Raw genomic sequence first — 19,015 nt, 5'->3', positions numbered from 1 at the left:
GCGGGTCGGCTACGCAAACGCCGAGACACTCCGCTCCCTCCTACGCAGACAACGACGCCGTTCCTGAGTCCAGCGGGACTGTCAGATCGTTGGTGTAACTGATCTGGCTGGTCATTGTTGTTGGGGATCGTAGGGCCTCAGAAGAGGCGGCCTTCGAAGGCGATCGCGAACGCGTTGAGTGCCGGCTTCCAGCGGTTCAACCATCGCTCCTGTCCGGTGCCTTTCGGGTCGAGCGACCGCACGACGAGGTAGAGGCACTTCAACGCGGCCTGTTCGTTCGGGAAGTGGCCGCGGGCTCGGGTCGCTCGCCGGAACCTGGCGTTGAGCGACTCGATGGCGTTCGTCGAATAGATCACCCGTCGAATCTCGGGCGAGTAGTCGAGGAACGGCACGAACTCCGACCAGGCGTTCGCCCACAGCGTGCGGATCGCCGGATACTTGTCGCCCCAGCGGTCGTGGAACTCATCGAGCCGCGCCTGGGCGTCGGCTTCTTTCACCGCGGTTTAAACGGGTCGGAGGTCCTTGGCCATCTTGTCCCAGTCGGCCCGTGACGCAAGCCGGAAGGTGTTGCGGATCAGGTGCAGCACACAGGTCTGCACGACCGCCAGCGGCCAGGTCGCCTCGATCGACTCCGGTAGTCCTTTGAGGCCGTCGCACACGACGATGCAGGCGTCGTCGACGCCGCGGTTCTTGATCTCGGTGAGGACCTGGAGCCAGTACTTGGCGCCCTCTCCCGCCGGTTCCGACCCAGAGTCCTAGGATGTCTCGCTTGCCATCCACGGTTACGCCGATCGCCGCATACACGGGCCGGTTGGCGACTTGGCCATCGCGGATCTTCACCACGATCGCGTCGATGAAAATCACCGGATACACCCGATCAAGGGGCCGGTTCTGCCAATCAGAGAGCTCGTCGAGAACCCGGTCGGTGATCTTCGAGATCGTCTCCCGTGAGATCTCAGACGAGTACACCTCGGCGCGGTGGGCTTCGATCTCACCGGTCGTCAACCCTTTCGCGGTGAGTGAGATGACCATCGAGTCGACACCATCGAGGCGGCGCTGGTTCTTGCGCACCGTCTTGGGTTCGAAGCTGCCACCCCGATCTCGAGGCACATCGATGTCGACCGGGCCGACCTCGGTGATCACCTGCTTCGACCTCGTCCCGCTCCGTGAGTTCCCGCCGTTGCGGCCCTCAGCAGCGTGCTTCGGATAGCCGAGATGCTCCTCCATCTCGACCTCCAAGCCGGTCTCGAGGACCTGCTTGGTCAGATCCGACAGCAGCCCGTCCGGGCCGACCAGGCTCCTACCGTCGGCTCTGGCTTGCTCCACGAGCTGCTCGGCCAGCGACTGATCCGGCCGCCCCTCATCGTCGTCGTTGGACGGTGTCGCCACCGCCACATCATGGTTCGTCACGGTTGTCTGTCCTTCCCGCCGAGCGAACCGCTCAGCGTTTCAGGCCAGACCAGTTACACCGCGGATCTGACAGTCCCAGTCCAGCACCATGCATGTAGCCGGTGTAGCAACGCGCAGTTGGATCCGATCGCACGCAGGTAGACGGCGTTCTGAGGGGCGCGTTTCCGAGCGCGTCAGAGCCACATCCGCGTCGGTGTGCTGCGAGGGGTTCGTACGAGCGGCCAGGATGGATGGATGTCGGATCTGCGCTGAGCCCCTGAGATCGGTCCAGTAGCTGTGCGGTCTGAACGGCTCCGCCATGATGGCGGGGCAGGAAGGACCGACCATGTCGAAACGGCGCCGGCGTTCGCCGGAGCAGATCATCCGCAAGCTGGCCGAGGGCCAGAAGCTCCTCGCCGAGGCAAGACCGTCGAGGAGGTGTGTCGCGAGTTCGGGATCGCTGAGTCGACCTGGGCCAGATGGCTGAATCAGTACGGCGGGATGAAGGCCGAGGACGCGAAACGCCTGAAGGAGCTCGAGACCGAGAACGCGCAGCTGAAGAAGCTGCTCGCCGAAGCCGAGTTGGACAAGGCGATGTTGAAGTACCTCGCGGAGGAAAAATGGTGACCCCGAACCGTCGCCGGGTCGCCGTCGCAGCGCTCGAGGACGAGTTCGGGGTCTCCCAACGCCACGCGTGCCGTGTGGTCGGCCAGCATCGCTCCACGCAACGTCATGAGCCGGTGCCGCCGCCCGACGACGAGGCCTTGATCCGTGAGGAACTCCGGGCGTTCGCGAAGCGCCGGCCTCGGTGGGGTTGGCGCCGCGCCGCGAAGCATCTCCGCCGGGAGGGCTGGGTGGTGAACAACAAGCGGATCCGCCGTCTGTGGCGTGACGAAGGCCTCCAGGTCCCGCAGAAACGCAAACGCAAGCGCCTCACCGGCATCGGCGCCCATGTCGGGCCCATGTCGCTGATCGCCCCCAACGCCTTGTGGGCCTTGGACTTCCAGTTCGATCACACCATCGACGGACGCCAGGTCAAGATCCTCAACGTCATCGACGAGTTCACCCGCGAAGCCCTCGCTTCCGATGTCGATCACTCCATCACCGCCGACGACGTCGTCGCCTGCCTGGAACGATTGGTGATCGAGCGAGGCCGCCCGCCCGCCTTCGTCCGCTTCGACAACGGCCCCGAGTTCGTCGCGATCGTGGTCGCTGAGTGGTGCGCGGAGGCCGGCGTGGCCGCGGTGTTCATCAACCCCGGCTCGCCATGGCAGAACGCCTGGATCGAATCATTCAACTCCCGGATGCGTGACGAGCTGTTGAACCTCTGGGTCTTCGACAGCCTGCTCGAAGCCCGCGTGATCATCGACGACTGGCGAATCGACTACAACAAGAACCGGCCCCACACCGCCCACGGCGACCTCACCCCAACCGAGTTCGCCGACCACTGGACCACCATCAACCACCAACCCCAACCCGCATAGCCCCTGGACCAATCAACGGGACCCGCTCAGATCGTCCGCCACAGTCGTCGTGGGTGAGTGCAAGAGTCGTTGTCGCCGAATCATCGATCGAGGGCCGTGGCTTGTTCGCCACCACCGACCTCGACATCGGCGACGTCGTTGTTCACTTCGGCGGGAACGTCGTCACCGACCGACCGAGCACCGACGCGCCGACCTTTCTCGGGTGTGACGCTGCGAAGGCCCTGTCGATGTGCGTGGTTCGAAACCCTTCGGCCAATGCCTGTTTCGGGCTGCGGGTCAGGGGTTCGCGAGTCGCTCGAAGCGCTGACGTGCGCCTTGGCGGGTCATGCCGAGCTGTCCAGATGACTCCCTATGACGCACCGTTGCGGTGAGCGCGAAGTGCTGCGGCTTCGATGCGGCTCTCGGCATTGCGACGGGCCGCCGCCGCTGCAGGTTGCGATGGCCAGCTGCTAGCGATCGACGGTCGAAGCGAGTTCGCTGGGAGAGCTTGCAGCGTGCAGATGCCCGTCTTGAAGGCGTAGTTGTCGGACGCGTTCGGGGAGCTGGTCGAGGGTGTGGGTGACGATGAGCGTGGCGGTGCCGCGTGCGTCCGCCTGGTCGAGGAGAAGTCTCATCAGTTGGTTGCCTCGTTCGGAATCGAGTGACGCAGTTGGCTCGTCGGCGAGGAGCAGTTCGGGTTGATTCATGAGTGCTCGGGCGACGCCGACGCGTTGGCGCTCGCCACCGGACAGTTGGGCGGGTCGGGCGTCGAGGCGGTGTTCAAGTCCGACCTCGCACAGCAGTTCCCGTGCTTTGTCGCGGTGCACGGAGTCGAGGTTGCCGTTGATGTGGGCGACGAGTTCGAGTTGTTCGGTGGCGGTGAGCGCGGGGAACAGGTTCGATGCTTGGTAGATGATCCCGACGTGTTCCCGTCGGATTGTTGTGGCGTCTCTGTTGGACAGTCCGGTTGCGGGTTTGTCGGCGATCGTGACGTCGCCGGTGTCCGGGGTGAGGAGGAGTCCGGCGATAGCCAGCAGCGTCGATTTACCAGATCCTGATTGGCCGGCGACCGCAACGGTCTCGCCGGGGGCGATGTCGAGGTTGACGTTGTCGAGGATGGTGCGGGTGTCGTCGCCGTCGGGGTAGGCGAGCGAGACGTTGTGGAAGTGGAGTGTCATGACTTCTCGTTCAGGTGTCGGTCTTGAGAGCGACGATTGGTTCGACGTTGACGATGCGCCGGAGTGCGACGATGCTGCCGAGGAGACCGAGGACGATCAGGCTGGCGGCGGTGGTCAGGACGGCGGATGCTTCGAGTCGGAACGGGATGGCGCCGCCGACGAGTTGGCCGACGCCGGTTCCGACGAGCGCGCCGGCCGTGGTGGCGACGACGAGGATGATTGCGAGTTGTCCGACTGCGTCGCTGATGACGTAGAAGTTCGAGGCTCCGATCGATTTGAGGAGCCCGATCTGTTGGGTGCGTTGCACGGTCCAGATCACGAAGAACGCGCCGACCACGAGCGAGGAGATGGCGAGCAGAAACACGCGGATGAGTGTCATCGTCTGGGTTTCACCGCTGTAGCCGGGTGATCCCTTGTATGCGGCTTGCTTCGACATTGTGTCCGTGCCGGCGTCGGCGTCGAGAGCTGCGAAGCCCGACGTGTCGTCGGTGTTAATGGCGATTGCGGAGAACCGTCCCTTTGCGTTGTCGCCGTATTGCAGTTGCTGCCAGGTGTCGAGCGACGAGAACGCGATGTCGACGTGGCCGTAGGAGCCGGTGAACGTGAAGCCGAGGACCGGCAGGACCTCGTCCACGCCGACGATCGTCAACTCGTCGCCGATCTTGATCCCCTCGGCTTCGAAGCTGTCACTCAGCACGATCCCCGCAGGACCTGAGAGTGCTTGGCGGGCCTGTTGGTCGGGGGCCAGGAAGCTGTCGGCCGGCACCCCGAACAGTGCGATGTCGATGGTGCCCGATGTGTCGGTGCGGGCGTTGAGAAAGGTGACACCGAGCGGCGACACTTCGAGACCCGACTCGGTCCACGGGTCGAGGTTGGCGTCATTCAGCGTGGACCGGCTGAACACCGCGTCGGCGCCGTCCTGGAACGCGATGTCAGTGACCGGGAGTCGACGAACCCCGGAGATGCCGTCGTCGACCAGGCCGACAGCGAGTCCTGACAGCAGTGTGGCCATCAAAGCGATCAGACCGACGACTGCGGCGACGAGCCCGAAGCGGGCTCGTCCGACGAGCAGTTCTCGTAGAGCGAGGAACATTGTGGTGGCCTCCGGCCGGGTCGATTGTCGGCGGTCGCCGAACGGGGTCCAGTGTGTTCGGCTGCCACTCTCGGGCCACTCGGTGGATGGGATGACGGGGCATCATCCGAACGGATGAGTCGCCGTGCGTCGATCGGGTGAGCGAGCCGCCGTCGGCCCGTCAGTACACTCGATCCCGTGATGGGTCCCGCGCCGCTCTCAGCGAACAGAGGCTGGTTCGAACGCGGTATCGACGTCTTCTTCATTGCCGTCACCGTCGTCTCAGCGTCACGAAACGCCGACTGGCAGACCCTGACAGCTGCGATCACCCTGCTCGCGCTCTACGTGGCCCGGGTCCCGATTCGGCGGCGTGGACGGTCCGAGATCATCTGGCTGATCGTACTCACCGTTGCCTGGTTGGCCGCAGTACTGCTCGTGACGGTCGACTTCGTGTGGGTGTCGGTCCCGTTGATGTTTCTCTATTTGTTGATGCTGCCACTGCGCCCCGCTGTCGCTGTCGTCGCGGCGATCACGGCAGTGGTCATCGCAGCCGAAGCCGTCGACGACGACGGCCTCCTTGCCGCTGAGGTTGTCGGCCCGATCCTCGGTGCCGGGTTCGCGATCGTCGCCTGCGTCGGCTACCGACGCCTCGCCACCGAGTTCGACCACACGCAACGAGCACTCGCCGATCTCGAAGCCACCCGCGACGACCTCGCGCGCAGTCAACACGCGCGAGGGATGCTCGACGAACGTCGACGAATGGCGCGCGAGGTCCACGACACCATCGCCCAAGACCTCGCCGGAATCTTGTTGATCGCCAGGTCGCCCGACGCGACGAACTCCAGGTCACGAATCGAAGAGCTCGCCACGACAGCACTCCACGAAGCGCGCCGAATCGTCGACGCGCTCGGTCCCGTCGAACTCGTGGCAACACCGCTCCCAACAGCACTCGCCCAACTCGCCGTGACCGACCCAGAACGTCAGCCCGAGATCGTGTTCGAAGTCAGCGGTGAGCCCAGAGACCTCCCACAGCCGCTCCAAGCCATGCTGCTTCGCGTCGCCCAAGGAGCGCTTGCGAACATTCGCGAGCATGCCCAGGCGTCGAGCGCGTACATCACGTTGAGCTACCTCGACGACGAAGTCGCCATCGACATCGTCGATGACGGGCAAGGGTTCACCCCGTGCGACACGACGCAACGGTCTGCCGGGAGTTTCGGTCTGTCAGTGATGCGCGAACGAGCACAGCAGGTCGGCGGAACACTCGTCGTCGAGTCCCGACCCGGTGCCGGCACCGCCGTCCACGCAGCAGTACCGACACCATGATCTCAGTACTCGTCGTCGACGACCACCCACTGTTCCGAGTCGGACTCTGCGACGCAATCAACACCCAACCAGATCTCACTGTCGTAGCCGATGTCGACACCGCCGAAAGCGCCATGGACTACGCCACCCACCACCAGGTCGATGTCGTCCTGATGGATCTCCGCATGACCGGAATGGGAGGGGCCGCAGGCACCGCCACGATCACAGCGCTCGACAACCCACCAAAGGTCATCGTCTTCACCACGTTCTCGACCGACGCCGACATCACCGCAGCACTCGACGCTGGAGCACGCGGCTACATCCTCAAAGACGCCCTCCCCGACGACGTCTTCGCAGCAATCCGACAGGTCGCCTCCGGCGGGGCCGTGCTCGCCCCTGTCATCGCCGATCGGGTCATCAATCGCGACAAAGAAGCGCGCAACAACGACCTCAGCATCCGCGAACTCGACGTGCTCGAACTTCTCGCGGAAGGCTTGAGCAATCGGGCGATCGCCCAACGCCTCCATCTCAGCGAAGCAACCGTGAAAACGCACCTCGCACACATCTACAAAAAGCTCGACGTCGAAAACCGAACGGCTGCCGTCATCGCCGCGAACACCACCGGAATCATCCGGCACCCCGATCAGCCGAACTGAACACGATCCACCATCGGTCCGCGTGCGACCGCTCGTAACATTCACGCCGCCACCCACCCCGATAGCGCATAGCCGGCAATACGGTCGCGTCGAAGCGCTCAAGAATGTGCGTCGCCGTCCCGGCGATCTGGGGGTGCGTCAGCCGTGGTGCGATCGACATTCGGGGATGCCTCAGCACGGCCGGCGATTCGAGTCCATTGGTTGATATGAAGGTCCGGCCCTAGGCAACGGCGTTGTCTCATCCCGGGATGCGTTCGGCCGATGGATCGGGCATGGCATCTGGCTCGGCCGCTCCATCAGCGTTCGCTGTCCGGTCGCTGGGCGTTGGGCTGGCCGCCGTTGTGGCCGCGGCAGCGACCTGGGCACTCACCGGGAGCATGAGGGGCGATGTGGATGCCGACTGGGCCGTCATCGGTGAACCGGCTGCCGATGCCGCATCGTTCGAGGTTTCGGGGCGCTTCGCGTCTGAGCGGGGTGTGTGATCTGGTGGGGATCGCCGACGCGGTTCAGGAGCACCTGCGAATCTGAGGGTGTCTAAGCCGTTCGGATTCTGAGGTGCCCCTGCAGTGTTCAACCCTACGCGCGCGTGCGAGCTGCTGGTCGGCTTGAGCGCGGTCAACATCGTCGACGTCACCGAACCGCTGCCCGGCCGGCTCGAGGTCACCGTCGAATCGATCATCGAGACGCCGGCGTGTCCGCAATGCCGCGAACGGGCTTGGGTGAAGGACCGGCCCGTGGTCGAACTCGCCGACCTGACCTGTTTCGGACGGCCGGTGAGGTTGCGGTGGCGCAAGCACCGCTTCTGCTGCCCCAGGATCTGGTGCCAGCAGCGGTCCTGGACGCACGAGGACCCCAAGATCGCAGCGCCCCGGTTGTCGTTGACCGACCGGGCCGCACGGTGGGCCACGGTGCAGGTCGGCCGCCACGGTCGTGCGGTCAGCGATGTCGCCGCCGAGCTTGGTGCTGACTGGCACGCCGTGAACGACGCCGTGGTCGCCTACGGGCAAGCGCTCCTCGATGCCGATACCGACCGGGTCGGCACGGTGGACGCGCTCGGGGTCGATGAGGTCTTGTTCGCGAGGCGGGGTCGGTGGCGGACCCAGGCGTGGTCGACCTCGATTGTTGATGTTGCCCGGGGTCAGTTGATCGATGTGATCGAGGGCCGCTCATCGATCGGGTTGTGTGAATGGCTTGCTGAGACGCCGCCGTCGTGGCGGGACACGATCTGTTGGGCGGTGCTGGACCTGTCGGGTCCGTGGCGGCTCGCGTTCGACACGATGCTCCCCGACGCCACCCAGATCGCGGATCCGTTCCACCTGATCAAGCTGGCGAACCAGCGTCTCGATGAGGTCCGTCGCCGGGTCCAGAACCAGACCCTCGGGCACCGGGGCCACAAAGACGACCCGCTCTACCGATGCCGGCGGCTGCTCACCATGGCTGATGAACGCCTCGACGAGGATGGTCGAGCCAAGCTGTTGGGCCTGCTCGACGCTGGGGACCCGCACGGTGAGGTCCGCAACGCGTGGCATGCGAAAGAGACGGTGCGCAGCATCTACGACATCGACGACCCCGTGCTCGCGGCCGAGTTCGTCGAACGGCTCGGTCACGATCTCCAAGACCAGGACTGCCCGCCCGAGATCCAGCGTCTCGGGCGGTCGATTGTCCGCTGGAGCAACCAGATCTCGGCCTGGCACCAGGCCCGGGTGTCGAACGGGCCGACCGAGGCGGCGAACAATCTGATCAAGAGGGTCAAGCGTGTGGCGTTCGGGTTCCGCCAGTTCACCAACTACCGGATCCGTGCCCTGCTCTACGCCGGCCGACCCAACTGGGACCTACTCGCCACCATCACACCCCGCTGAAACGCGGAGAGCCGGTTTCGGTGACCGATCCGGCATGCCCGATCAAGCTCGATCGTGACGATATTGACGTCGGCGTGGTCGAAACCAACGATGCTGTGGTGGTACGCGTGCGTGTCCCTGACAACAACGATGGCTCGGCGTGCAAGGCGATGGCGGTCGCCTACACCGTGACGATCGACCTGGCTCAGCCCTTGGCGCAGCGTCGAATCATGGATGGCCGGTTCGATCCGCCACGGCCGGCAATCGCCAGCGACACCGGTCTGTCGGGTGGACCGAAACCGAGTCCGGTGGCCGTCGACGATTGACGCTAGGCAATGAGCGCCGCGCATCCCACGGCCGGTGGTCGAAGGCAGAGGCGACCACGCAGCCGCTGGGCGGAGCTGGGGCTGTCGGACTCGTTGGCGTTTAGGTGGCGCTGCTTGGCGTTGTGGGCGAGGGATGAGTCGCTGCCCACGCATTGAATGTTTCCACGACCCGGGCAGCGTTGGAGCGGGACACCGTGAGGCTGTAGTGCCTTCCAGCGTTGGAGAACACGAGCGTCTTCAGCCCGAGCCGGTGCGGGGTGACGCTGAGGCTGATGTCTGCCGGCGGGCCAGGGACCTTCAGTCGTGGAGCCCTCCCGAGAGGAGACATTGGAGCGTGAACTCCAGCGCTCGTGCCCACGGCCCAGATGAACCTGTTCACGAGTTGCGCGGCGAAGCTGAACAGGAGCACCGCCGCCGCCATCAGAGCAGAGCCAGCAAATGCCCAACGGACGCCGGTGGTCCGAGTGAGGACGAAACCGGGATCGTTGCCCATGTCGATCAGGTAGTAGGCACCGGCCGTGAAGAGTCCGACCGAGCCGACCATCAACAGCGATATTGCTCTCGGACTCACCCTGACCAGCACGACCCGTGGTGATTCCTCCGTTGCCGTGTTCATGTCGTTCGGGGCCCCAGAGGAAGTGGCTTCTGACCGTCGAGCTTGCTGCAGCTCGTGAGCGACGGCAGGCTACGGACCGAACACTCTTGCGGAACTGGTGGTGCGTGCAACCGAGAGTACTCGCTTGCCATCGATCGTGTCTTTCTTCGCTGCCGGCAACGATCGTTCCTGGCGTCCTGACAGTCCGACGGAGGCAGTAGTGGTTGTCCCAATCGTCATCGCGCTCGTGTGTTGGGTGCTCGCCTGGGTTCTGCGCCGAGTTGGTCGAGCCGTTCCGAGGGTTGGCTTCAAGGAGCTTGGTCGTAGGGGCGGGACCTATGACGATGTTCTAAATTTCCGGCTCCATATGCTGCCGCCGACCCTCGTTGTCCTTGGCCTCTTCGCTCTCGCGTTGGGCGTGCTCAAACAGCTCGGCTGGTAGAGCCGCAAGAACACCTCCAGGCCCGCGATCGGCGGCGGTTCGTGCGGGTAGCAACAAGAGAGTCCTGGGGCGCTTCGGGCCAGAGTGACCTCCGTAGCTCCATTCCGATCGACCACAGCATCGCTGCAGCACTGAGCGACGCAGCCCTGTCGATGTCGCGCGAGTTGATCTTCAGCAGCGATCAGACACTCACGGCTTCGCCGACCCGCGATCGCTCACCTGGCTGTCGCTCTACGCTGAGGGGCGTGGCGGACGTATGAGTCCCTTGGCGTGGTGGGGTTTCGGGGCGGGTCCACCTGTGGGTGAGTCACCGGCGTGATGCTCGGTGTGTACGACCAAGTGCACACCATGGAGAACCACACCGATGACTCTTGAACAGTCTGACATCGACCGCTTGCTCGACGCGATCTCGATCGGAGAAGGAACCGATCTGGTCCGCCAGCTCGCCCAGTGGGCGCTGCAACAGTTGATCGAGGCCGAAGCGGCCGAAACGATCGGCGCCGGCCGGTACGAGCGCAGCATCGACCGGACCACGCATCGCAACGGGACCCGGCCGAGGACCTTGTCGACCAAGGCCGGCGATCTGGAACTCGGGATCCCGAAACTTCGCAAGGGTTCGTTCTTCCCCAGCATCCTCGAACCCCGCCGCCGGATCGACCAGGCCTTGTATGCGGTGGTGATGGAGGCCTACTGTCAACGGCGTCTCCACCCGTGCGGTCGATGATCTGGTGGTGGCGATGGGGATCGACACCGGCATCTCCAAGTCCGAGGTGTCGCGGATCTGCGCCGGTCTGGACGAACGAGTCGAAGCGTTCCGGACACGCACCCTGGGTCACACTTCGTTTCCGTACGTGTATCTCGACGCCACCTACATCAACGTCCGTGACGACGCCCTCGGGCAGGTCGTGTCCCGGGCGGTGGTCATCGCGACCGGGATCACCGCTGCTGGCGACCGCGAGGTGTTGGGGGTCGATATCGGTGATTCGGAGGACGAAACGTTCTGGCTCCGGTTCCTCCGCTCGATGCGTAAACGTGGTCTTGGTGGTGTCCGCCTCGTCATCTCCGACGCCCACGAAGGGCTGAAGGCCGCCATCCGCAAGGGGATCAGCGGGGCGAGCTGGCAGCGGTGTCGTGTGCACTACGCCCGGAATCTGTTGTCCAAGGTCCCGAAAGGGCAGCAAGAAATGGTGGCGGCCGCGTTCCGGTCGATCTTTGCGCTCGGCACCACCGGGGAGATCAACGGCCGTTGGGACGAGGTCGCCGACATGCTGGAGGCCAAGTTCCCGAAAGCGTCGTTGTCGATGCGTGACGCCAAGACCGATGTGTTGGCGTTCGGGGCGTTTCCGTCGTCGCACTGGCGCAAGATCTGGTCGAACAATCCGTTGGAACGACTGAACAAGGAAGTGAAACGGCGGACGAACGTGGTCGGGATCTTCCCCAACGACGCCGCCGCGATCCGGCTCATCGGTGCGGTGCTCGCTGATCAGCACGCCGAATGGGCGGTCGCTCGCCGCTACATGACCGAGGGGTCGATGGCAGACCTCAACACTGTGCGCGACACTGAGCGATCACGGGCCCAACTCGAGGCCTGACACACCGAGCAACACACTCGGAACCCCACCACTCCACGGGACTCTGTCTGGCGGACCAGGCGGTGTCGATCGTGATCGTTCGCTACAATCGAGCCCGGATGTACGCAGGATTGTTCCTGCTGCCGCTCGCAGCGTTCGTCCTGTGGCTCGGTCTCAACGGCGAGGCTGGCCTTGGCCGCAACACGATCGCACAAGTCGTCGGTGCCGGCATGCTGTTCTTCGCCACGATCGTCTTGTCCGGTCTGGTCTGGCGGCGGAACGGCTTGATCGTCGGCCGGCGAGGTGAGCTGCTCGTCTACCAGTACGTTCCTTGGCCCCGCACCCGACGGTTGGCTGGTGATCTCCGCGACGTCGAACTGGTGTCCCCACCGCTTCCGCTACCCGAGCCGGTTCCCTTCGCGACACTGCTGAAGCAGCATTTCGGCACGTTCGCAGTGTCACCACCGAGGTTGACCTGGGTCACGTTGGTGTTCCAAGGCTCCGCCGGGTCGATCCATGCCGATGTTGCTCTGGAACGTGTCGAGCCGGGGTTCGTCGAGAACTTCGCGGCCTGGAAGACGCTTCAGTAGCGACACGACGGCCTCGTGCTGAGACGCTGGCAGTCGCTGAGAAATCGAACGCGCTCCGTAGATGTCTAGCGCTCCCGCGACGCCGTGAACTGGCGGCCACCGGAATCACCGGCGACGCAGAGCCGTCGAAGACTGCCGACCCCGCAGGGAGTACGGGACGGGCCGCTGCCTACTGCACCCGCCGATCTACACCACGAGACGGGACCCGTCCCCCGTCAGCTACCGTCGCGCACCGCATCCAGTGAGGGTCGATCGCAATGAAGGACAAGTCGATAGCGATTGTTCGCTACAACACGGTGCGCCTTCGACTGATGGCGGCGGCTTGGATGCTTGCACTCTTCGGGTTCTGGTTCGGGGCGAGCGGCATCGCCGGGCCCGGACGCAAATGGATCCTGCTCGTCGCCAGTAGCGCAATGCTCATCATGGGGTCGATCACCACCTTCAGCATGTTGTGGCGGCGCAGGGCTCGCGTCGCTGGCCGGCGGGGCGAGCTGGTCATCTATCGGTACTTCCCCTGGCCAGGATCTCGGCGTCTTGTCGGTGACCTGCGTGATGTCGAGATGATCAGCCCAGCCCGACCCTTCCCTCGTCCGGTTCCGTTCAAGACGCTCATGAAACGCCAGTTCAGCCGTATCGCCGTCATTCCTCCGGAGTACACGATCGTCAGGTTCGTTTTTGATGGATCCGCAGGTTCGCTCGATGTCGATGATGCGGTCGAGTGGATCGAACACGACTTCTCAGAACGATTCGATGAGTGGAAGAGAATGCAGGGATGACCGATGGCCGCGTCTGTTGTGTCGGCGCCGCTGTCAACGCCGAGGCCCGTAGCGCAAGGGGTGAGGGTTCCCTTCAACGATGACCTCGAACCCCGCGAGTCTTGCTGCCTCGGCCACCCGTCTCGGCCGGGAGCGAATGAACCCGGGAAGTGTCGGCCAGATTCCCCATAGGGCCGGAACCTTGATTGTGTCCGGCTTGTTCACTGGTCGGAGCAAGAAGCTGAGAGTGTCGAATCGCCAACCCGTGTTGCGGTACCGCTCGATGAGTACCCAATCGTTTGGGGAGTAGGTCGTGTGAGCGTGCCACCCCTGCACGATGAGCATGTCTGGGCCAAACGCTGCGGTCAATCGGGAGCGACGCACGAGAACTGCGCACAATGCGACGGCGGCGAGAGCTGTCCCGGTCACGACGGAACCGGTGAAAAGCCAAGCCCAGAAACCCAGACCGAGAGCGATCGTGTACGGGTACATCGAGCTGGGGCGAAAAGTGGCGAACGGCGACGGCGTGCCATCGATGCTTTCTTCCATCTACTTATCGGCCCGAATCATCGTGTTCCCCTGGGAGCTTCGCCCGCCAACGTAACCGAGTTCAGCCGGTCGCCGGCCCAGCCCGTTACCGAAGGCGGCGACACTTCGGTATCCCATAACGCGCAGGCGATATCCGACTGGGGCATGCCCGCGAAGTGCCGTTTCGTGACGCTTTGATATCGCTCCATCGATGGCATCGATGAGCTGCTCGTTCATCGTCCCAGCAACGATCGACGCCGACTCGGCGCGCCTACCAAGTTCACACTTGTGGCGTTGGCAGGCCGCTTCCCGGAGCGCGAGGAAGCCTCGACCCGGATTTTGGGACCGACTCGCTCGGTTCTGTTGCATCGGGGTGAAGGCGGACGGGGAAGTGGTGCTCGGTCCAGGCTTGCATGGCGTCGAGGACGGTATGCAGCGACCTACCTAGCGGTGTGAGTCCATACGAGACTGCGATGTTGCCGCAGTCATCTATGCCAACGACCTTTTCAACGAGACCATCGTCGACGAGCCCGTCGAGGCTCTGGTGGAGAACTTTTCGAGCGATGGGCCTCAGACGGCGGCAGAGCTGACCATGCCGGATAGGGCCGTCATGCAGGGTGGCGATGATCGTGAGCGTCCACTTCCTACCCAGGATCGAGCCGAGCGGACCGAGTCGCTTGGGATCCCAGGACGTCCGTACTCCGAGGGGTTCCAACCCCGTACTCTCGTCGTTCTCCGCCCAGGTTTTGCCTCGCCGGTGCTTCAGCTCGTTCATGTCGCCGCCTCCTCCAATCGTCACTTTCATCCAGTAGCGGTCACGGGGACATGGGGAGCGCAATCCATCGGGCGAATTGGGCAAGTGTGCCCACCGCCAGCTGGCCGGCTTCGGAGGCACGGCCACGACCTGCGCAGAGGTCGAGAACCCACCTTTTCCCGAGTCGGCTGGCCGTCGAGCCATCAACAGTGGACGTCGCCTCATTCGAAGCTCGGGCGGGTGTGGCGCCTCGCAGCGCATCTGCATTCCCGATTCAGGCACCACCGAAGAGCGCATCGTCCATGGCGTCGGCGGCTTGCTTGCGGGCCGCCGGCATGAGGTGGCCGTAGACGTCCTTTGTGATCCTGATTGACGAATGCCCGAGCGTCTCAGATACGACCTCGAGCGGTACACCCTGTGCGAGCAGGATCGAGGCCGCGGAGTGTCGAAGTTCGTGTGGGCTCCACTTTTCGTGAATTGCGGCCTCGGTGACTTGATACGTGCAGTTCCGGAAGTTGTCGGCATCGATGGCTTTCCCGAACTCTGTGCGAAAGACGAGATCGTGTCCGAGCGGAAGCAGTTCCCACGCTGGACCAGCAGCCATTCGCTCCGCGTGTTGCGCTGTCCGGTGCGCAGTGAGGCGATGGGCTAGGCGGGTAGGGAGGTTGAGTGTTCGGCGCGAGTCGGCGGTCTTGGGCGCTTCGATGACGAGGCCTCGGCCTGTCTCACGCTTGAGTGCGTATCTCACCCGGAGAACAGGCGTGTCGCCGCCGAGCTCGAGATCGTCCCATCGGAGCCCAAGCAGCTCGCCTCGGCGCAGTCCGAGCGAAAGGGCGGTGAGCCACGCAGTTTCGAGACGTTTGATCCGCCTATTGTCGGAGCTGGCAATGTGGTCGAGCAGGGTGCGGGCCTGTTCGATGCTGAGTGCTCGGCCCTCCTTCTTCTTTGAGACCTTCACGCCGTCGGCGATCTGAGCGACGTTTCGGGACAACACCCCTTGTTGCTGGGCTCGCCGCAAGGCTCGGCGAAGGACAGATCGAGCGAGACGTTGTGTGTTCGTGCTCTTTCCATCGGCCGCTAGGGCACGAAGCATTCGCTCGACGTGGCCCGGCGTGAGCTCGGCGAGCTTCACGTCACCAATCTGCGGGATGATCCAGTACTTGGCGACTTCGCTGTAGTTCTTGAGCGTCCCCGCCGACACGGTGCCTGGTAGCACCTCGGTCAGCCATTGGTCGAGGTACTCCTTCACGGTCGAGGCGGCGGTCACCAGGTCGACCCCGGCGGCCAGCTCCTTGCGTGCATCATCGATCTTGTCGGCGACCTCCTTCTGGGTGCGGCCCGTGTACAGCTTTCGGACAAGGCGGCCGTCTTCGTCTCGTCCGATGGTCAGCTTCGCCTCCCACCGATTGCGTTTTACGTTTCGGGTGACCCTGGCGTCACCGTCGGGTCGCTTGGCGCGCTTCTTGGGCATCGGTGGCCTCGGGTCGAGAGGTGGACAACAGGTGGACAACAAGGTAGCCGCAATGGCGGATGGAGATCGACGAGGATGGACGCCGGTCGTGCATTTTACCTGTTCAACGTCTTGTGATCTGAACGTCGGCGGACGAGTGTGGACCTACTTGCTACGACTGGGGGTCAGGAGGTCGGGAGTTCGAATCTCCCCAGCCCGACGGTAAACAAGCAGGTCAGAGCCGGTCCGAGAGGGCCGGCTCTCCTTGTTTCTAAACCGAAAAACCCCGAGGGGAGGTGCGGCGCTACTCGATGAGTGGCTGAGCCAGTGACCTGCCAAGATGGGAGCATGAGACACCGACCGGCCGCTCAGGCGCTCTTCGCCGTCGTTCTGTTCGTATCGGTTGTGAGCCGAGGCGCGAGTGGGGCCGAACCGGCCGACTCGAATGATGGAACGTCAACAAGCCACATTGCGCTTGCCGTCAGCCAGGATGCGACTTCCTCGGCGCTCTACGCGTCCGCCTGTCCAGAGCTGACCGACTCCGTCTACCGGCTCTACGCCGCCTATTTCGGGCGAGAACCCGACCCCGGCGGATGGGACTACTGGCTCCGAACCTACAAAGACCGGTCGACGAATCTCGAGACGATTTCTGCGAGCTTCGAGGTCTCCGACGAGTTCGTGCAGACCTACGGGCGACTCGACAACCGCGAGTTCGTCCGTCTCGTCTATCGAAATGTGATGGATCGTGACCCCGACCCCGCTGGATGGGACCATTGGACGAGTTCCTTGAACGGTGGCTACAGCCGTGGTGCGGTGATGATCGCGTTCAGCGAATCGGAGGAGTTCGTCGTCAAGACCAACACGTGGCCTCCGCTCGCTGGCTATCTCACGTGGTACAGCCGGCCCAAGATGTTTGCGTGCGGCATCGGTCAAGTCAGTGTGCCGACGAACGACATGCGATACGCCGATGTCGCAGTCTGGAACGATTCGGCGGAAGCGATCTCCTTCGAGATCGACTACTGGCCGGTCGGATCAGCTCCGGGGACCGGACCGATCACTCTTCAGCCGAACGAGTACTACTTCGAGTGGAACGTCGAGCACGATCCACGGGTGGTCTTCGACATCGAGATCAACGTGCCGATCGACAACGACAAGGTCTTCTGGACCGTCATGCGGTACGACTCGATGCACTCGGCCACACGCCACCCCTACGATCAGCCCTGATGCCATCGTTCTGAAGCTGCGCTCGGTCGACCACAACCCGAATGTGGGGCCTCGACGAGGCCTTGTTGTTGCTCCAAGGAAGGCAGAGACGCGACACGTCCAGTTCGAGCGAGGCTTGGTCAGCTCAATCAGCGCCGCTGCTTTGCCCACAGATGGAGTGGACGTCGCGAACGATCTCGGTGAGGAGGACCGGGGAGAGCTCGCTGAGATCGACGGCGGCATACTCGCCGTGCGCAGCGGAGCCTGACTCGACGACGAAGAGGTTACCGAGGCGACACCGGTGGTCGGAGTACTCATAGCCGCCGAGGTGGAGCCCTCCATCTACGGCGAGAATCGCTTCCAGACCGAGGTCGGCGAATTGGAGGAACACGCCGACGAACGATCGCAGGTTGTCGGCCACCTGCCAGCCAAGGGCTCGGGCCCGCGAGGCCAGAAGGTTGGCACTGAGCTCGCTCCCGGCAACGAGGTCGATGGTCCGCTGGCCCTTGGCGACGACGATGCCGATCGGATCGAGCTGCGAAATGAGCGGGGCGACCTCGTAGTCGCGCAGATGGACGAGTGCCCGTGATCTGGTCTCGGGGTCCAAACGCTGTCCGTGCAAGATCTTCACATCGTTCCCAACGAGCACGAAGTGATCGTCATCCAGCGTGAGCAGCGTGCCGTCGATGAGCGGGCGGAAGATGATCTCGCCGCCAGGCACGTCGGTCGACCACAACACTCGGCTGGCGAGGCGAAGCATCACCGGGTGATCGAGAACGAACTGCTGGAAGTCGGTGCCGCTCCACACTCGTTCCGTGGCCATCGCTCGGCGAAGTCTCAGTGGTTGATGCTTGACCGCAGATCGGATGTCGGTGATGGCGTCTTTGAGAATGCCCTTCGCGTGCCCGATGGCCGCTGCGTCCTCGTCGGCTCGGCCACGCGGCATCGAGCGGAGTGACTTGCCGGTCGAGTCTTCGACAATGGTGATGTCGAGGTCGTTGGTGAGCTTCGCGGTAAAGGTTCGACTGCCATAGTCGAGGGTCAGGGTTCCGGTCCGGTCGAAGCCTCCGGTGGGCACCGACCTATCCGCGAGCTGCTCGGTTGTCCAGCCTTTGTGGTCGGCGACTTGCGCAATCTGACGCGCTGCTTCCTGCTGGAGCGCTCGTGGCTGATAGCGGTGAGCCATCGACATTACGGTCTGGACGGCGCTCGAGTCGTCCATCCACGCCAGCATCTCGATGAGCGCTTTGCTCTGACTCGCTCGCTTGCCTCGGTAGGTCTGCACGTAGGAACGGGCGTGGTCGATGATGACAGGGCTTGCGCACGGCGCGACGAGCGCGAGTAGCCCCTGGGAGGTCCGGGCGGATCCCCTACCCTCCAGTGCGAGATCGTGGTCGATCCACGCCAGCAGGAGCGCTTCGCCGAATGCCCGCGTGTCTGCACCATTCATGTCGGAGAAGTGGCGTTGCAGGATGGGCGATGGCCTTGCCGACTTGTTCTTGGCGGCGCTGTGCAGGAACCACCGCACGACGTTGCTGTCGACAGGGTCGCCATCTCGCCAACGGATTGGGGGAAGCGTGTCGATGGCGAGCCAGTCAATCGCCCTGGAATGCGACGACTTCTTGGACATCGCGTTGTGTGCCGTAGTGACAAGCTCAGTAGGGCTGAGAAATCGGTCGAGATCTGAGCCCAGCCTCTCGAGTGATGTCAGCATGGCGGCCTTGACCCGATCGTCGGCCTCTCGCTGAGCGGCGAGGGTGAGCGCCTCGGTACCAGCGGGACTGGGATGGGCGCCGAGCCATTGCGCTGCACCGATCCGCTCGTATGAGTCCCTTGGCGTGGTGGGATTTCGGGGCGGGTCCACCTGTGGGTGAGTCACCGGCGTGATGCTCGGTGTGTACGA

Annotated in this window: 14 protein-coding genes and 3 pseudogenes; 10 read left to right on the top strand and 7 right to left on the bottom strand. The window is 63.8% G+C overall.

Going from position 1 to position 19,015, the window contains the following annotated elements; genetic code table 11:
- Positions 1-137: 137 nt before the first annotated feature.
- A pseudogene (locus tag R2733_24270) lies at positions 138-1,341 on the bottom strand (IS256 family transposase).
- A 394-nt stretch (positions 1,342-1,735) separates the two neighbouring features.
- On the opposite strand from R2733_24270, the pseudogene R2733_24265 reads away from it, so the two are divergent.
- Positions 1,736-2,873: pseudogene (locus R2733_24265) on the top strand (IS3 family transposase).
- A gap of 449 nt (positions 2,874-3,322) precedes the next feature.
- Here the strand turns inward: R2733_24265 and R2733_24260 are convergent.
- Both R2733_24260 and R2733_24255 read right to left on the bottom strand, forming a co-directional pair.
- Positions 3,323-4,030 carry an ABC transporter ATP-binding protein gene (locus R2733_24260; GenBank protein ID MEZ5379636.1) on the bottom strand — a complete coding sequence of 236 codons (708 nt, stop codon included), beginning with the start codon at positions 4,028-4,030 and terminating at the stop codon, positions 3,323-3,325.
- A gap of 10 nt (positions 4,031-4,040) precedes the next feature.
- Entirely contained in the window at positions 4,041-5,123 is a 1,083-nt protein-coding gene (locus tag R2733_24255; protein ID MEZ5379635.1) for an ABC transporter permease, read from the bottom strand.
- A 180-nt stretch (positions 5,124-5,303) separates the two neighbouring features.
- On the opposite strand from R2733_24255, the gene R2733_24250 reads away from it, so the two are divergent.
- The 5 genes from R2733_24250 (at position 5,304) to R2733_24230 (ending at position 9,224) form a co-directional block, all read left to right on the top strand.
- Positions 5,304-6,425: a sensor histidine kinase gene (locus R2733_24250; protein MEZ5379634.1), complete on the top strand. Its 1,122-nt coding sequence runs from the start codon at positions 5,304-5,306 to the stop codon at positions 6,423-6,425.
- On the top strand, positions 6,422-7,060 hold the full coding sequence (locus R2733_24245; GenBank protein ID MEZ5379633.1) for a response regulator transcription factor: 639 nt from the start codon (positions 6,422-6,424) through the stop codon (positions 7,058-7,060). Before R2733_24250 ends, R2733_24245 begins: the two co-directional genes overlap by 4 nt.
- A gap of 272 nt (positions 7,061-7,332) precedes the next feature.
- A complete protein-coding gene (locus R2733_24240; GenBank protein MEZ5379632.1) occupies positions 7,333-7,542 on the top strand; it encodes a hypothetical protein in 210 nt (69 codons plus the stop codon).
- An 84-nt stretch (positions 7,543-7,626) separates the two neighbouring features.
- Complete coding sequence (locus tag R2733_24235; protein MEZ5379631.1) at positions 7,627-8,919, top strand: ISL3 family transposase; 1,293 nt, start codon at positions 7,627-7,629, stop codon at positions 8,917-8,919.
- A gap of 20 nt (positions 8,920-8,939) precedes the next feature.
- The gene (locus R2733_24230; protein ID MEZ5379630.1) at positions 8,940-9,224 is read left to right on the top strand and encodes a hypothetical protein; all 285 of its coding nucleotides are present in this window, start codon (positions 8,940-8,942) and stop codon (positions 9,222-9,224) included.
- 100 nt (positions 9,225-9,324) lie between these two features.
- On the opposite strand, the gene R2733_24225 is transcribed toward R2733_24230, so the two are convergent.
- Positions 9,325-9,840 (bottom strand): hypothetical protein, encoded by a 516-nt coding sequence (locus R2733_24225; GenBank protein ID MEZ5379629.1) that lies wholly within the window; start codon positions 9,838-9,840, stop codon positions 9,325-9,327.
- Between the two features lie 785 nt (positions 9,841-10,625).
- On the opposite strand from R2733_24225, the pseudogene R2733_24220 reads away from it, so the two are divergent.
- The 3 genes and pseudogenes from R2733_24220 to R2733_24210 all read left to right on the top strand — a co-directional run bounded on the left by R2733_24220 (position 10,626) and on the right by R2733_24210 (position 13,198).
- Positions 10,626-11,853 (top strand): annotated as a pseudogene (locus tag R2733_24220) (IS256 family transposase).
- A gap of 98 nt (positions 11,854-11,951) precedes the next feature.
- A complete protein-coding gene (locus R2733_24215; GenBank protein MEZ5379628.1) occupies positions 11,952-12,422 on the top strand; it encodes a hypothetical protein in 471 nt (156 codons plus the stop codon).
- 257 nt (positions 12,423-12,679) lie between these two features.
- Positions 12,680-13,198 carry a hypothetical protein gene (locus tag R2733_24210; GenBank protein ID MEZ5379627.1) on the top strand — a complete coding sequence of 173 codons (519 nt, stop codon included), beginning with the start codon at positions 12,680-12,682 and terminating at the stop codon, positions 13,196-13,198.
- Positions 13,199-13,985: 787 nt separating this feature from the next.
- Here the strand turns inward: R2733_24210 and R2733_24205 are convergent.
- A complete protein-coding gene (locus R2733_24205; protein MEZ5379626.1) occupies positions 13,986-14,480 on the bottom strand; it encodes a helix-turn-helix domain-containing protein in 495 nt (164 codons plus the stop codon).
- A 253-nt stretch (positions 14,481-14,733) separates the two neighbouring features.
- On the bottom strand, positions 14,734-15,930 hold the full coding sequence (locus R2733_24200; GenBank protein ID MEZ5379625.1) for a site-specific integrase: 1,197 nt from the start codon (positions 15,928-15,930) through the stop codon (positions 14,734-14,736).
- 327 nt (positions 15,931-16,257) lie between these two features.
- On the opposite strand from R2733_24200, the gene R2733_24195 reads away from it, so the two are divergent.
- Entirely contained in the window at positions 16,258-17,133 is an 876-nt protein-coding gene (locus R2733_24195) for a DUF4214 domain-containing protein (protein MEZ5379624.1), read from the top strand.
- 124 nt (positions 17,134-17,257) lie between these two features.
- Here the strand turns inward: R2733_24195 and R2733_24190 are convergent, their stop codons facing one another.
- Entirely contained in the window at positions 17,258-18,991 is a 1,734-nt protein-coding gene (locus R2733_24190; GenBank protein ID MEZ5379623.1) for a DUF4132 domain-containing protein, read from the bottom strand.
- Positions 18,992-19,015 lie beyond the last annotated feature (24 nt).

Source organism: Acidimicrobiales bacterium, assembly GCA_041394265.1.
Lineage (GTDB): Bacteria > Actinomycetota > Acidimicrobiia > Acidimicrobiales > SZUA-35 > JBBQUN01.
The sequence above is the reverse complement of the archived record's forward strand: the minus strand, read 5'-3'. Positions and strand labels throughout refer to the sequence as shown.

Excerpts from the sequence above, each read along its gene's own strand:
- R2733_24205 (MEZ5379626.1), bottom strand. The coding sequence starts at position 14,480 with ATGAACGAGCTGAAGCACCGGCGAGGCAAAACCTGGGCGGAGAACGAC.
- R2733_24255 (MEZ5379635.1), bottom strand. The coding sequence starts at position 5,123 with ATGTTCCTCGCTCTACGAGAACTGCTCGTCGGACGAGCCCGCTTCGGG.
- R2733_24260 (MEZ5379636.1), bottom strand. The coding sequence starts at position 4,030 with ATGACACTCCACTTCCACAACGTCTCGCTCGCCTACCCCGACGGCGAC.
- R2733_24245 (MEZ5379633.1), top strand. The coding sequence starts at position 6,422 with ATGATCTCAGTACTCGTCGTCGACGACCACCCACTGTTCCGAGTCGGA.
- R2733_24225 (MEZ5379629.1), bottom strand. The coding sequence starts at position 9,840 with ATGAACACGGCAACGGAGGAATCACCACGGGTCGTGCTGGTCAGGGTG.
- R2733_24200 (MEZ5379625.1), bottom strand. The coding sequence starts at position 15,930 with ATGCCCAAGAAGCGCGCCAAGCGACCCGACGGTGACGCCAGGGTCACC.
- R2733_24210 (MEZ5379627.1), top strand. The coding sequence starts at position 12,680 with ATGAAGGACAAGTCGATAGCGATTGTTCGCTACAACACGGTGCGCCTT.
- R2733_24195 (MEZ5379624.1), top strand. The coding sequence starts at position 16,258 with ATGAGACACCGACCGGCCGCTCAGGCGCTCTTCGCCGTCGTTCTGTTC.
- R2733_24250 (MEZ5379634.1), top strand. The coding sequence starts at position 5,304 with ATGGGTCCCGCGCCGCTCTCAGCGAACAGAGGCTGGTTCGAACGCGGT.
- R2733_24215 (MEZ5379628.1), top strand. The coding sequence starts at position 11,952 with ATGTACGCAGGATTGTTCCTGCTGCCGCTCGCAGCGTTCGTCCTGTGG.
- R2733_24240 (MEZ5379632.1), top strand. The coding sequence starts at position 7,333 with ATGGCATCTGGCTCGGCCGCTCCATCAGCGTTCGCTGTCCGGTCGCTG.